This window comes from Fischerella major NIES-592 (genome assembly GCF_001904645.1).
Lineage (GTDB): Bacteria > Cyanobacteriota > Cyanobacteriia > Cyanobacteriales > Nostocaceae > Fischerella > Fischerella thermalis.
Map to the genome: position 1 here is coordinate 126,984 of NZ_MRCA01000005.1, position 14,593 is coordinate 141,576.

10 protein-coding genes are annotated in these 14,593 nt (G+C 39.9%); 5 read left to right on the top strand and 5 right to left on the bottom strand.

Features of this window, described 5'->3' with window-relative positions; translation table 11 throughout:
• Positions 1-56: 56 nt before the first annotated feature.
• Positions 57-581, bottom strand: coding sequence for a LabA-like NYN domain-containing protein (locus NIES592_RS11405; RefSeq protein ID WP_009454098.1), 525 nt, complete (start codon positions 579-581; stop codon positions 57-59).
• A 765-nt stretch (positions 582-1,346) separates the two neighbouring features.
• Here NIES592_RS11405 and NIES592_RS11410 point away from each other — a divergent pair.
• The gene (locus NIES592_RS11410; protein ID WP_073555786.1) at positions 1,347-3,740 is read left to right on the top strand and encodes a CHASE2 domain-containing serine/threonine-protein kinase; all 2,394 of its coding nucleotides are present in this window, start codon (positions 1,347-1,349) and stop codon (positions 3,738-3,740) included.
• A 342-nt stretch (positions 3,741-4,082) separates the two neighbouring features.
• On the opposite strand, the gene NIES592_RS26105 is transcribed toward NIES592_RS11410, so the two are convergent.
• Complete coding sequence (locus tag NIES592_RS26105) at positions 4,083-5,537, bottom strand: FecR family protein (protein ID WP_073555787.1); 1,455 nt, start codon at positions 5,535-5,537, stop codon at positions 4,083-4,085.
• 493 nt (positions 5,538-6,030) lie between these two features.
• Here NIES592_RS26105 and NIES592_RS11420 point away from each other — a divergent pair, with 493 nt between their 5' ends.
• A complete protein-coding gene (locus NIES592_RS11420; RefSeq protein ID WP_073555788.1) occupies positions 6,031-7,458 on the top strand; it encodes a hypothetical protein in 1,428 nt (475 codons plus the stop codon).
• Between the two features lie 68 nt (positions 7,459-7,526).
• Here NIES592_RS11420 and NIES592_RS11425 read toward each other — a convergent pair whose 3' ends face one another.
• Positions 7,527-8,345: a sulfurtransferase gene (locus NIES592_RS11425; RefSeq protein ID WP_062246438.1), complete on the bottom strand. Its 819-nt coding sequence runs from the start codon at positions 8,343-8,345 to the stop codon at positions 7,527-7,529.
• A gap of 194 nt (positions 8,346-8,539) precedes the next feature.
• On the opposite strand from NIES592_RS11425, the gene NIES592_RS11430 reads away from it, so the two are divergent.
• The 3 genes from NIES592_RS11430 to glmU all read left to right on the top strand — a co-directional run bounded on the left by NIES592_RS11430 (position 8,540) and on the right by glmU (position 13,066).
• Positions 8,540-9,466, top strand: a complete 927-nt coding sequence (locus NIES592_RS11430) for a tRNA (5-methylaminomethyl-2-thiouridine)(34)-methyltransferase MnmD (protein ID WP_062246440.1) — start codon at positions 8,540-8,542, stop codon at positions 9,464-9,466.
• A gap of 812 nt (positions 9,467-10,278) precedes the next feature.
• The gene (locus NIES592_RS11440) at positions 10,279-11,508 is read left to right on the top strand and encodes a response regulator (protein ID WP_062246441.1); all 1,230 of its coding nucleotides are present in this window, start codon (positions 10,279-10,281) and stop codon (positions 11,506-11,508) included.
• Between the two features lie 199 nt (positions 11,509-11,707).
• Positions 11,708-13,066: a bifunctional UDP-N-acetylglucosamine diphosphorylase/glucosamine-1-phosphate N-acetyltransferase GlmU gene (gene glmU, locus NIES592_RS11445; RefSeq protein ID WP_073555789.1), complete on the top strand. Its 1,359-nt coding sequence runs from the start codon at positions 11,708-11,710 to the stop codon at positions 13,064-13,066.
• Positions 13,067-13,145: 79 nt separating this feature from the next.
• Here the strand turns inward: glmU and NIES592_RS11450 are convergent, their stop codons facing one another.
• Entirely contained in the window at positions 13,146-14,105 is a 960-nt protein-coding gene (locus NIES592_RS11450; RefSeq protein ID WP_073555790.1) for an isoaspartyl peptidase/L-asparaginase, read from the bottom strand.
• A gap of 36 nt (positions 14,106-14,141) precedes the next feature.
• The gene (locus tag NIES592_RS11455) at positions 14,142-14,312 is read right to left on the bottom strand and encodes a DUF2256 domain-containing protein (RefSeq protein WP_009454048.1); all 171 of its coding nucleotides are present in this window, start codon (positions 14,310-14,312) and stop codon (positions 14,142-14,144) included.
• Positions 14,313-14,593 lie beyond the last annotated feature (281 nt).

The following is a 14,593-nucleotide window of genomic DNA, read 5'->3' on the forward strand; positions in this document are numbered from 1 at the left end:
AAAATACCTTAAAACTTATTTTTGTGCTTTTATAATTTGTAAATAAAGTATTGAAATTATAACGCGTCTACTTTTTCTATTTGATCACGAATATCATTTAAATCTATATATCTATCCGTAGCATTCCGTAATTCTCTAGCAATCATTCCCTCTGTTGATACCACTGTAATATGAGTATTTTTGGAACGTAATAACTCTATTGCTCTCTCAAAATCTCCATCTCCACTAAATAAAACAACTCGGTCATATTGATCTACTGTATTAAACATGTCTACTACAATTTCTATATCTAAATTCGCTTTTTGGGAATAACGACCAGAAGAATCATCATAATATTCTTTAAGAACTTTAGTTCTAACTGTATATCCTAAACTTATTAAAGCATCTCTAAAACCTCGCTGATCTTGTTGATCTTTTAAGCCAGTGTACCAGAATGCATTTATTAAGGTTGTGTCTGGCTGTTCATGTCTGAAGTATTCTAAAACTCGTCGTGGATCAAAAAACCAGCCATTTTTTTGTTGAGCATAGAACATATTATTTCCGTCTACAAAAATAGACAGACGATTCATAGAGGAACCCATAGTAAAGTTACACCTAAAATATAGATAAAGAAGAATTTAGATTGAACAATAGATTATAGCAATTATAAAATGAAAGACTTGCTATTATCTATAAATTATAATGTCATATATAAGTTATATTTAACCCCTCTTAAAGTATAAAATTGCCAGAAACATAGTTATTAAGGATAACCGGGTGCTTAACATTTTTCACACTCGGCGCTGTTAATTGCACCCTCTAGTCAAAATCTACCAATCAAATTGACTAAGTAACAGCTTACCTTGGGCTGTATATCAATTAAGTTTACTCCTAAAGTGGTGTAATCAGGCTTGGTGTAAAGTTGAGGTTGAGAATATTTTTTGTGACAGAGCAAGGATTGCACACGATACGAGATTACTTTTCAGTAAAGCCTTTAAATAGAGAATACTTCTTCAGGTAGAGCAGGTATTGCCCTGTTACATACAGCTAATAGTGTAGGTTCGGGAGCAACTTCTGTAGAAGTGTATCCCTTAGTATGGAATAGCAGCTTACTTCACAGCAGTAATATTTCGCTGCAACCCATGTCTGTTTGGAAAAATAACTCAAATGGCTAAGTTAAGTCAAAATTCAGGTATTGTCTAGCTAATATGTCAGATATTTTCTGTTCAGTGCTAATGCAACTTTGATGATAAATAGAGGTTAGTTTACAAATGTATAAGATTTCCATTTAAGCCTTATTTCAAGATTATTGTCCTAAAAGAGTGCCTAATTAAATAAAATCACAGTAAATCAATCAGCAATAGGATATGCCGGAAGAACCTATATATACATTAGCTAAAAAAGATGTCTCAGCTGCTAATCAAACCTCAAGTAAATCAACAAAAGCAACTCTGACTACATCAGTACGTCAGACAAAGCTAATGGGGCGCTTAGGTAATTTACTTGCTGGTAGTTGGGCAATTGCAGCAGCACTGCTGAGTGCTTCCAGTGTTGGCTGGGTAGAATTACTAGAAAATCAAGCATATTCTGTCTTTTTTATTGTCCGAGGCTCTGTAGTTCCCAACGAAGACATCGTGATTTTGGCAATTGACGAACAGTCGATATCAGTACCAGGACAGTATTACAAAACAAATCCGCAAGCCTATGCTTACTTAGAACCCCTGCAAGTCTTTCCTTTTCGACGTGTAGCATATGCCCAAGTCATCGAAAAGTTAGTGCAAGCAGGAGCGCGTCATGTAGCTGTAGATATATTATTCGACTTACCAAGTAATAATAAAAACGATCGCAAATTACAGGCGGTTTTGCAACGTTATGGAAATAAGGTTTCCTTAGCGGCAATTTACGAAAATTCTGAAACTCACCAAGGTGTTTTTTGGCAATTAACCCAACCTCATCAGATGTTTCGCACAGGTTCAGTGTCAATAGGTTCAGTGAATTTTCCCAAAGAGGTTGATGATAAAGTACACCGTTTAGCTAGTGAGTTTCCCAAATTATTAGAGGCTCAAGAAGGTTTTGTTCCTACCGATAAAATTCCCTCTTTTACTGAAGCGGTTTTAAGGGCAGCTCAAATCAATTATCCTCGCCCAAAAGGCGATCGCATATATTTTTATGGTAGTGCGGGTACTTTTGAAATGTATCCATTTTGGCATGTACTCGACCCAGAAAATTGGAATACTTATTTACAACAAGGCAAGGTATTCAAAGACAAAATTGTCCTGATTGGAGTCACATCCCAAGCAGCAAAAGATTATTACTTAGTACCAGCAGCTTCTAGTTGGTTATATCCAGAACCAATGTCAGGAGTAGAAATTCATGCCAATGCGATCGCAACTTTGATGGAAGGAAAAAGCATTGCCCAAGCTATTCACACTGCACCTTTACGTGGTTTATTCGTGTTTAGTTTAGTAGGCATATGTGCAATAGTTATTGCTAAAAGCAAGCATGTAATGAGAAGATTTTTGTACAGTTTAATTCTTGCTATTAGTTGGGGAGGAATTTGTTATGTATTATTTATCTACGGTCAGCTAATTTTCCCTGCTAGCATCCCAATCATAGCGATCGCTGGAATTGGATTCTCCTATTTGGCAACGGAAGCAGCTAAGGAAATTTTGAGAAAACATCAATTATTAATCATTTTTAATAAATACAAATCTTCTCCCGTTGTTCAAGAAATTATTAGCCAGCAAGATGACTTACAAGATTTACTTCAACAGCTGGACATAGCATTATCAGGAAAAATCTTGGGCGGACGCTATAAAATTGTCAAAGTACTTGGCGCAGGAGGATTCAGCGAAACATACATAGCTGAAGATATCCAACTCCCAGGTAATCCTTTGTGTGTAGTCAAACAACTAAAACCAGCTACTCATAAACCAGAACAATTGGCAGTTGCCAGACGATTATTTAACGCAGAAGCTCAAACATTGCAAAAATTGGGAACATACGATCAAATACCCCAACTGTTGGCTTATTTTGAACAAGACGAAGAATTCTATTTAGTTCAAGAATACATTGATGGTCATGCTCTCAGTCAAGAAATGCTACCGGGCAAACAACTTGCAGAAAACGAAGTGATCGAGATTTTGCGAGAATTGTTGCAAATATTGATATTTGTTCACCAAAATGGTGTGATTCACCGAGATATTAAACCTAGCAATATCATCCGCCGAGAATCAGACAACAAGTTGATACTAATTGACTTCGGTGCTGTTAAAGAAGTAACCACTCAAATATTGGGTAGCCAAGAACAAACCGCCTTTACAATTGGCATTGGTACTAAAGGTTATGCACCTACTGAGCAATGTTTTGGGCGTCCGCAATATAATAGTGACATTTATGCAATTGGTATGATTGCTATTAAAGCGCTAACCGGCATCCCTCCTCACGAACTGGAAAAAGATGCTAATGGTGAATTGCAATGGATGCACAGAGCAAATATTAGCCCTGCCTTTGCTGAAATTATCTCTAAAATGGTGCAGGAAGACTTTCAACAGCGATATCAATCCGCAACAGAACCACTACAAGCACTCAACAGCTTAATTACTCGCCAAAACAGATATACTTCACCCCACAATCAATCATTGTTAAATTCTGTTGATTTTAGAGAGTCGGAAATCCCTACTAAACCTTGGGTTGAAGTCCCGGAAGAAACTTTAATACAAGAAAATAGACAGCAAGAAGATAGAACAGATAAAAGCTGACGTACTAAGTAAGTAGGCGAGAAAAATCAAACCATGTAAAGAAAAGTAAAGCCTGGAAATTAGATCGTAGTCAGCGCTTTAGCGCTAAGGCGCTCCTAACTTGCACATTTTATCAGCCTTATATAGCAAAGCTTTTAGTCCTATCGGAATGTACTTGCCTTATACCGATTCAATAAATGTTTGCAACAAATCCTGATGTAGAAACGCTTCAAACAGCTCGTCTCTACAATATCTATTTGTCGCATTCTTTTTTCAAATCGGTATTAGGACTTACGCAAAGCCCCCGATTTTGAATCGAGGGCTTTTAATTTGATTGTAAAAATTAGTACTTCTCCCCTTGAGCTATTGATTTTGTGGAGGGCCTGGAGGTGTTGGTGTTTCTACTGGAGGTGGAGTTTGATTGACACCAGTAGACTCAATTGGGGTTGGGGGTGTTTGGGTTTCTACCGGAGGTGTTGGTGTTTCTACCGGAGGTGTTGGTGTTTCTACCGGAGGTGTTGGTGTTTCTACCGGTGTTGGGTTTACCCCAGTTGAAGTAGGTGGGTTTGAATGGGTTTGTGGTTGTGGATCACCTGACCCGGTGGAGTCGGAGGGAGGTGGTGGGGTTTGTGGTTGTGGATCACCTGACCCGGTGGAGTCGGAGGGAGGTGGTGGGGTTTGTGGTTGTGGATCACCTGACCCGGTGGAGTCGGAGGGAGGTGGTGGGGTTTGTGGTTGTGGATCACCTGACCCGGTGGAGTCGGAGGGAGGTGGTGGGGTTTGTGGTTTCGGTTTGTCCGTTGTGTTTGGTGTAGTGGAATCAGGAACCGGTGGTGGAGTGTCTACTTTCTTTTGCTCGTTTGTATTTGTCTGTGTCGATGTATTTTGATTATTGGAGTTACTTTGAGAGTTAGTAGTGTTATTGGTTGGCTGTGTATTACTTTCTTGGTTGGTATTATTTTTTTGTGGTGCTGTGTTTGTTCCGTTTTGTCCTGTTGTTTGAGAGGAATTTGTAGAGGGTTTCGGGTCGCTGTTGGGGTTGTTAGAAGGATCTGAGCCACTAGGGCTTAATTTTACAAAAGATGGATTTTCTATAACTTGTTGACCAGTTATTGGTTGTTGAGAAGCCAGAGCTTCGGCAGTTTCAGCTTGAACTTTTGCGATCGCCGGGTCTGAACTAGGCTGTTCTTGTTTAGGTAAATCCAACCCCCGCACTATATCGCTAGTTTCATAAAAAGTTCTCAGGTCAAAATCATATAACCCTTGAAATTGACCTTTAACCACAACAAGCATTTGCCCTGCTTTTAGTTCCCGCCTCTGGGAAGCATCTTTATTGAAAACTTCAATCCCACTATTTGTAAGTGCCGCTACAACTGTGGTATCTTTTTTCTGGTCGTAGCGGACAAATAATGCTGAACCACGAATTGCTGCTGCTGCATTTGGTGTGTTTACCCGTGTTCGTCCCTGTCCAGGTGGAATCAATAGCAAAACAGTACCGTTTGACAAGCGAAAATTTCGTGTCTTCGGTAAAAATCTAAATATTGCTTGTTCCCCAACTCGTGCTAAAGAACCATCATTAAAACGCAGTTCTGCTAGGGAGGCTCTACCAGTAGATAACCCATCCCCTGGAATTATGGCATCTGACTTGCGTGCCCGACGCTTAGGTTGATTGTGGGGTATAAGTTGAACCAAATTACGGAGATTTTGGATCACAGCCCTAGTTAAAGGTGTGGCAGCTGTTGCCTGTTGTTCTGGCAAAGGCAACACCGCAGTTCCCAAGCAGCTAGCCACCAAGAATGGGATTAATTTACGAAACATTTTTGCAGCCTCGGGTAATTTCACTAATGCCAAAGCAGTGTCAAATTAGTTTTTCATATTAAAACTTTACTTTTGGGCTTGTTAATTATTTCCTTATAGCAAGATTTTCCTATAACTTTTGTTTTTGTTTAAAAACATTTAAAGTTCAACATATAACAAAGATGCGAATTGACTACTACTCAACTATTTAGATATTATAAAAAGATTTTTCTTGCTAATACCACTGGGGACTTGATTCTAAAATTCTTAGAGAATATAGATTAAGTATAATAATCATTTACAATAACGAAAGTTGCTCATAATACAAAAAATTCATAGGATTTCATCAATTAACAATTAACAGAGATTTGTTGTGAGATGGTTTTAATCTTAAGAATTAAACCTTGCCTTCTGACCCTTTAACCTTTACTCCCTGTCAATATTCTTTGACGAAATATAAGGTGGGAACTTCTAAATAAGTTTATAGGTCTAATTTTTAGAAAACAGATTTAGTATGCAACTCAATATCTGGAAAAAGTTTTTGGTCAAGTTTTTGTTGGTCTCTAGTGGTGTCAACTGGTATTCTCTCAGTGTTGATGCTGTAGAGACTACAAATTCAGACTTTAGTAATTTTAGAGACAAAATAGGAGAAAAAACGCCATCTTTGCTAGTTGATCAGATTCACAATCAACCATATCAGCAGCCACAACCAGAGAGTGTAAATTCAAAATCACCCTTTGCGTGGTCTTTAAATTTGATAAACAGGGTAGATGCCACATTCAATGATGTAGTCCCTGAAAGAGAAGAAAATGTTCCTGTATTTTCGACTTATACTATCTTTTCTACAGGTGAATCAACTAAATTATACTCTCAGACTACACAAAAATTACCTTTTGTACAACCAGAGTTTACACTAAAAAATGCTCCTGAGCAAGAGCAGCCTAATGAACTACCACAATTAGAAACACAGCCAACATATACTTCCACACCCTCCTCTACAACAACAGGCCAGGGTTTGGAAGCACCAGAGATAGAAAGAGAGAAAAGACTGCAAAGATTAATACAACGCCTGCAAAGAAACAATGTACCATCATTAGAATCAAACCTTGGTGATATTGATCAAGAACTTGGAAAACTGAGACTACGGGAAGTAACACCAACCCCAGAAGAACCACAACTTCCACCTATAGAACAGCCTGCCAATCAGTTCAAACCTGTAGGCTATTTACTGGCTCGTGTTGGCTACTTTTATAGCAGTAACATTTTTTCATCGGGAATTGTTCCAATTGAAGATAGCTTGATATATTCTGGACTAACGCTAGGGTCTGTATCTTTCCCTGTGGGAGAGAAAACTTTTATCAATGGGTCTATTGATGGTTACTTAATTCGTTACTTAGATCAATCAGAATATAACTATAATCAGGTGAGATTCAATCTTAATCTTCAGCAGCGATTTACACCACGAATGTACGGTGAAATTGGTTGGAGTAATCAACAGCTTTTTTATGCCAGAGATAGTAATACCTTTGATGCTGGCGATCGCTTTTTGGGTGAGAACGTCCTGCGGCTAGCTTTGGGACGGCGAGACAGATTATCACAAAAGCTAGCACTAGATAGCTTTTACGAATTTCGCCTGAGTCTGACTGACCCACCAGAAGATCGTAACCGAATTATTAATTTCTTTTGGCTTTCTCTTAGTTATTATCTGCAAAGGTCTCTCCAGGCTGGTGTCGATTATCAATTTAGTTTGTCCAATTTCACAGAACGCGATCGCGAAGACTTATATAATCGATTCTTTGGTCACTTAAATTATGGGATATCTAAAAATAGTAATATTAGTGTGCAAGCTGGTGTCACATTAGGTAACTCTACCGAGAATAATATAGATTTTGATGGTTGGTTTTTTGGCATTAACTATAACTTAGAATTGGGTCGATTCTAAAAAAAGTTGGTTGTTGACAGTTGTTTTTTGTTGGTTCCAAACAACTATCAACCCACAACCACCAACCACTAATAATAACTAATCCAATCACTCCAGCTACCTGCGTAAAGTTTACCTGTGGGAATCCCTGCTAATTCTAAAGAAAGTAAATTTACACAAGCAGTGACGCCAGAACCGCAATAAACTATAATCTCTTCGGCTTGCTCTAATTGTGACCAACGGTGACGTTGTTCTGATGGCGGAAGTACATAACCTCTGGTGTCGGTGACTTCTTGCCAAGGATAGTTGACTGCGCCAGGAATATGACCAGCAATTTTATCGATAGGTTCGCGAATACCAAGGTAGCGATCGCTTTCTCGGGAATCTACTAAAACGACTCCAGGCAAGTCTTTACGACTAATTACCATTTGACGATCCGCCACCATTTGTGTTTGTATTGCGTAAATAAAATTACCTTTTTGCTCAGGTTGAGGGATAGTATCTGTCACAGGGTAACCAGCTTTTTGCCATTCACTGAAACCACCATTTAGTACCGCCACTGGTTCGTGACCAAGATAATGCAACAACCACCACAATCGAGACGCAAAAGCAAGGCGGGAATCATCGTAAGCTACAACTAAAGTCTTTTGGAATTTTACTCCGATAGTTGATAATTTGTGAGCTAATTCATCAGGATGAGGTAAAGGATGCCTTCCTCCATATTCTGCAACAGGACTAGAAAGATCCTGATTGAGGTCTAGGTAGTAAGCACCTTTGATGTGGCTGGTTTGATACTGCTGTCTTCCCAGTTGTGGATCAGCAAGAGAAAAGCGACAATCCACTATTACGACTTGTGGATCTTCAAGATGTTCTAGTAACCATTCACGAGAGACGATGATGTTGGACATTGGGGGATGGGGAGTGTGAGGAGGAATGTAGAGACGCGATTCATCGCGTCTGGGAGTGTGAGGGGTGTGTAGACGCGCTCATAGGCTTCCCACAGGGTGGGGTGTGAAGATTAAGTATTAAAAATAACAAACAACAACCAACCACTAACCACTACTAACAAACAACAACCAACCACTAACCACTAACTAAAATTATGTCAGAGTCAGATAATTTTACACCCGAACTGACGGCAGATGGTTCTTTTACCTTCTTTTCCCAAGAGTTTGGTGAGGCTTTTCATAGCCATTATGGAGCCAGGCAAGAGAGTTTTCTGAAGTTTGTTGAACCTACACAGCTGAAATTAAAAGCTAAGTATAAACCGATGTTGCGGTTGTTGGATGTTTGTTATGGATTAGGATACAACACCGCTGCTGCTTTGCAGACAATTTGGTCTGTTAATCCTGATTGTTATATAGAAGTAATTGGTTTAGAAATAAATACTGCCGTACCTCAAAGTGCGATCGCTCATCGCCTATTTGAGAATTGGGACTACGAGTATACTAATATACTTACTCATTTAGCTTATGAGCAAAAAGTACAAACCAACCGTTTACAAGCCAGGCTACTCATCGGCGATGCCAGAACCACAGTTCAACAAGTCTACGGATTAGGTTTTCAAGCTGATGCAATTTTTCTTGATCCTTTTTCACCACCTCAATGCCCACAATTATGGACTATTGAATTTATTCAACTACTGACTCTGTGTTTACAAAATGATGGCATTTTAGCCACATATTCTTGTGCTGCTGCTGTACGCACCGCACTTTTAACGGCTGGGTTACAAATAGGTTCTACCCCTCCAGTGGGTAGGCGATCGCCTGGTACTGTTGCAGCTTATAAAGAGAAAACAGCGACAAGAAAAGTAACAGACACAGAGAGTGCGTCTTTGCGTACGTTTTCTCTCTCCCAAGCAGAAAAAGAACATTTACTGACTCGTGCTGCTATTCCTTATCGTGATCCACAGTTAAAAGACTCTGCCGAAGCCATACTGAAACGGCGACAACTAGAACAACAAGCTTCGTCCCTGGAACCAACATCTCGTTGGCGAAAACGCTGGCATAGAGAGAGTCATTCATTTTGAGATTTTAGACTGTATGAAAATTTGGTAGTAGTTTACCATCAAGATTTTGACAGGTTCATGGGCAATGTAGTTAGTGCTTGTACTCTTAGTGTCTCAGTGTCTTGGTAATTTCAGTGCAGATCTTTTTCACCACGAAGATACTAAGACACCAATTTGGTCGAGTTGTAAGTAGGTCGGTGTTGAAAATTGTCGTTATAAAAAGGCAGGAGGCAGCTATGCTGGAGGGAAGAGCTTTCTGAACAACTTTATTTTCCGTTACATACTACTCTCCCTTGAAGCCATTCTGCGTCTGCGGTTCTTTGCACCGTTTTACTTAAGTTAATAAGCCTCACATTTATTTTTGATAAAAATTTAATAATTATTAGCAACTTGTGTGACTTAAATCACTGACAATCTAAGAAATTTGTCACTGCTAGATAGTGCTAACTGTAGTTTGATAATTTCTATCGACTTGCATAGCTGTCATAAATTATCAATATCAACAGTAATTAAGAAAGCAAATAGCAAGAAAATGAAGTTTAACCAAATTGAAATTCTCAATCCTGGCTATGTTAAGGAATCTCCGTAAAAAACCTGATTTAACATTTGCACGAATTGACCATACTGGAATTACAGACAGTAAATATTGGCGGCGATATTTGATTGTTCTGAAATAGGCTAAAAATCAAAAGATCATACTATCGATGATTATAGGCAAAATGCTTGCTCAGGTGAATTAAGCATGGAAAAATACAGAATTAAATACACTTAAGTACTAAACTAGTTTTGAAGACTAATTTTGTTAATTGACCATTAAAAATTGGAGTGCCTTTGTGATTCAATTGACATCAAAGGTTGGGGGCTCTACCGAAGAAAATTTAGGTAATTTAAACCACTTAAACAATTTTAGTAAGATAGATGCTAACTATGCTTTAGCATTACCAAATGCAGAAAATAATTCATTAGAATTACCTCAGCAAGACCTCAACTTTAAACATACAGGAACTTTGTCCTGTAGGAGCAATCCTTGTGTTAACTTTGGTTACAAAGCTCTGGAAGCCAAGATACAACCAGGCAAAGGATCTAAAGTGAATGGTTTTGATTCGGATGCGCCAAAAATCCTAATTGTAGATGACCACGCAGCTAGCCGCATGACAGCTGTTGCCCTATTGGCAATGGAAGGCTATGAAGTAATTGAAGCAGATAGTGGTTCTACCGCCGTTGAATTAGTAACCCAAAAGCAACCGGATTTAATTTTGCTAGATGTCATGATGCCCGGTTTAGATGGGTTTGAAGTATGTCAGTTGCTCAAGCAGGATGAGCATACAAGACTCATACCAATAATTTTTGTCACAGCTTTAAATGATCGGCGATCGCGGATTCGAGGTATAGAAGTCGGCGCAGATGATTTTTTAAGTAAGCCTTTTGACCGTGTAGAATTGGCAGCACGTGTCAAATCTTTGGTGAGACAAAAGCGTTTGAATGAAGATTTAGACCATGCTGAACAAGTTTTATTTTCTATAGCTAGGTCAATTGAAAGCCGCGATCCAAATACTGGTGACCATTGTGAACGGCTAGTAAAGCTAGGAAAGGCATTTGGTGAGTACTTAAATCTTTCACGGAATCAAATTCGGGATTTAATGTGGGGTGGTTATCTTCACGATATTGGTAAGGTAGGTATTCCTGACTCTGTCTTACTCAAAAAGGGAAAACTTACCCCCGAAGAATGGAATATTATGAGGCAGCATGTTTTGATTGGTGAAAAAATCTGCCAACCATTACGCAGTATGCAGGGTGTGATTCCCATTATTCGCCACCACCATGAGCGTTGGGATGGATCAGGTTATCCTGATGGACTCATAGGAGAAAATATTCCCTACCTAGCACAGGTCTTTCAAATTATTGATATTTATGATGCCCTAACCAGCGAACGACCTTACAAGCTAGCCTTTTCTCCAGAAGAAGCACTCGCTGTCATGCAAGAAGAAACAGCCAAGGGTTGGCGTAATCCCCAACTAATGCAGCAGTTTGAAGAATTTATTCGTAATTCTAAACAACAGTAGTAGTTGTTGTTTGTTGGTTGTTGATTGTTGATTGAATAATCACTAATAACCAACTAATTCTAAGCAATAAAAAATTCCTAACAACCACCAACTAACAACTACCAACCACCAACCACTAACTTATAAAGTGGTATGATTTGAGCCTGAATCTTAAAGTACCAAGCTTAATCAACGCAATTCACTTGGCTGATAGCTAATTATGGTAGTTGTAGCAATTTTAGCGGCAGGACGTGGGACACGGATGAAATCCAACCTTCCCAAAGTTCTGCACTCTTTGGGTGGTAAGTCACTTGTTGAGAGAGTCATTGAAACTGTCCAACCACTTTCGCCTTCACGACAGATGGTAATTGTGGGGTATCAGGCTGAAGAAGTGAAAGCAGCCATGCTTGCAATTCCTGATTTAGAGTTTGTAGAACAGAGTGTGCAGTTAGGAACAGGTCATGCTATTCAGCAATTGCTTCCTTACTTAGAGGGATACAGTGGCGATCTATTGATACTTAACGGTGATGTACCTTTACTACGCACTGAAACTCTGCAAAATCTCTTGCAAATACACCAAGAAAAACAAAATGCGGCTACTATTTTGACTGCGTATCTCAGCAATCCCAAAGGCTATGGACGCGTTTTTTGTGACGATCACAGTATTGTGCAGCAAATCGTAGAAGAAAAAGATTGTACTCCTGCCCAGAGACAAAATTGCTGTATTAATGCAGGGGTGTATTGCTTTCGTTGGCAGGATTTGGCCAAAGTATTGCCGCAGTTACAAGCTAATAATGCCCAAAAAGAATATTATCTGACTGATGCCGTTACTCAAGTTTCTCCAGTAATGGCAGTAAATGTAGAAGATTACCAAGAAATTTTGGGTATCAACGATCGCCTACAGCTAGCTTCTGCTTACGAAATTTTGCAAAGGCGCATCAAGGAAAAATGGATGGTCGCAGGTGTTACTATCATTGACCCTGCTAGCACTACAATTGATGATACTGTAGAGTTACAACCAGATGTAATTATTGAACCACAAACCCATTTACGTGGAAATACGGTAATTAAGACGGGCAGCTGCATCGGGCCTGGAAGTTTAATTGAAAATAGTCAGATTGGTGAAAATGTTACTGTCATGTATTCAGTAGTGACAGATAGCATTGTCCAAGCAGGTAGTCGCATAGGCCCTTATGCCCATTTACGTGGACACGCAGAAGTTGGTAGTAAATGTCGGGTAGGAAATTTTGTGGAATTGAAAAATACTAAGTTGGGTGAACACACTAATGTTGCCCACCTCTCTTACTTAGGTGATAGCACTACCGGAAAGCAAGTTAATATTGGTGCAGGTACTATTACCGCCAATTACGATGGTGTAAAAAAACACCAAACTAAAATTGGCGATCGCACCAAAACTGGCTCTAACAGCGTTTTAGTTGCCCCCATTACTTTGGGAAATGATGTCTATGTAGCAGCTGGCTCCACAATTACAGAAGATGTCCCTGATGGTTGCTTAGTAATTGCGCGCCAGCGTCAAGTTGTCAAACCAGAGTGGCAACAGAAAGGGACCGGGGAATAGAGAGACGACTTGGCGGACAAGGAGGACTTTCTTCCGCCTCTTTTTTATCTCCCAATCCGCAATCCCTGATTCCCAATCCCTAATTCTCAATGCAGCCAACTTCTGTACCTTCAGGAAGTTCTAGTGTGTCACCTATTTTTTCGCCGTCGTGAAAAGCAGCGAGTAAGGCTTGGCTAGTTTTTCCCCAAGCGATCGCACCACTAGCATCTAGTGCGATCGCTCCAAAATCCCGCTTGTTCTCATGTGCCTCTGCAAATGATCGCTTCATGGCTTCTTTGAGAGACATACCATCCGTGACACGCACCACAATCTTTGCTGCTAGGCATTCATCAATTATGTGTTCTCCAATACCAGTACAACTAACTGCTGCATGTTTATTAGCATAATTACCAGCAGGCATTGCAGAATCACTGACACGCCCAATCCTTTCAAAACCCTTGCCGCCAGTAGAAGTACCCACTGCTATCTGACCTTTAGTATCTAAAGCGACAACCCCAATTGTACCACGACGAGCGCTACTAGTTTCCACTAGTTCTGGCTCTGCTACCACCCCAGCCATTGTTCTTTTAAAGTTTTGCTGGCGTTCTTGAATCCACTCTTGTAAGCGCAAATCAGTTAAAGCGTTGTAGCTGGGAATTTGTAATTCTCGCGCCAACTCAGCCGCACCATAATCAGACAGTACCCGGTCTGGAGAACTTTGCAAAGCTTTTGCCAAATCGATGGGATTTTTCACCCGCGAAACATTGATTACACCGCTAAAGCTTTGGGTTGTGCCATCCATCAAAGCTGCGCTCATACGGATTTGACCATCTGATTGCAGCACAGAACCAGTACCCGCATTAAAGCGGGGGTCATCTTCTAACATTTGACACCCGCGCACTACAGCATCTCTAGCAGTGGCACCGGAAAGTAAAAGAGAATACACTTCTTCTATTACTTTATAAAGCGAATGGCGCACTGCCTCTACTCCACCTTTTCCATGTAAAGAACTACCAGCCCCCCCATGAATAATCAACTTAGGTTGCACCTGTATTTTCATCTCCTCTTGATGTGTGTAGTTTGAGCCTAAAAAGTCTTACGATTTATCGTTTTCATCTTGAGCCGTAGAACGACGACGACGGCAGCGTTCCGAACAGTATTTCACCTCATCCCAACAATCTGCCCATTTTTTGCGCCAAGAAAACGGACGCTGACATACCGGACAAATTTTTGTAGGCAAGTCAGATTTAGAACGGCTACGTGCCATATTTCTACTGTGCAGATTAAAGATTGATTCCACTTGAGATGGAAATCAATTATAGCTGTTTGTTACAAACGTAGATGACTTTTAGAATTCTGAATGCGGAATTGGGAATTGCAAATTCATCAATTCTGAAATATTCAGATAAAGCCCTTTGTTCATACCAAGTTGTGTTTAAAAACCTCACCCCATTCCCTCTCTGCGAGATCGCAGAGGGGTGCCAAAGGCGGGGTGAGGTATATCTATGAATGCAACTCGGTATCAGTAATTAAAAATTTAAAACCCCG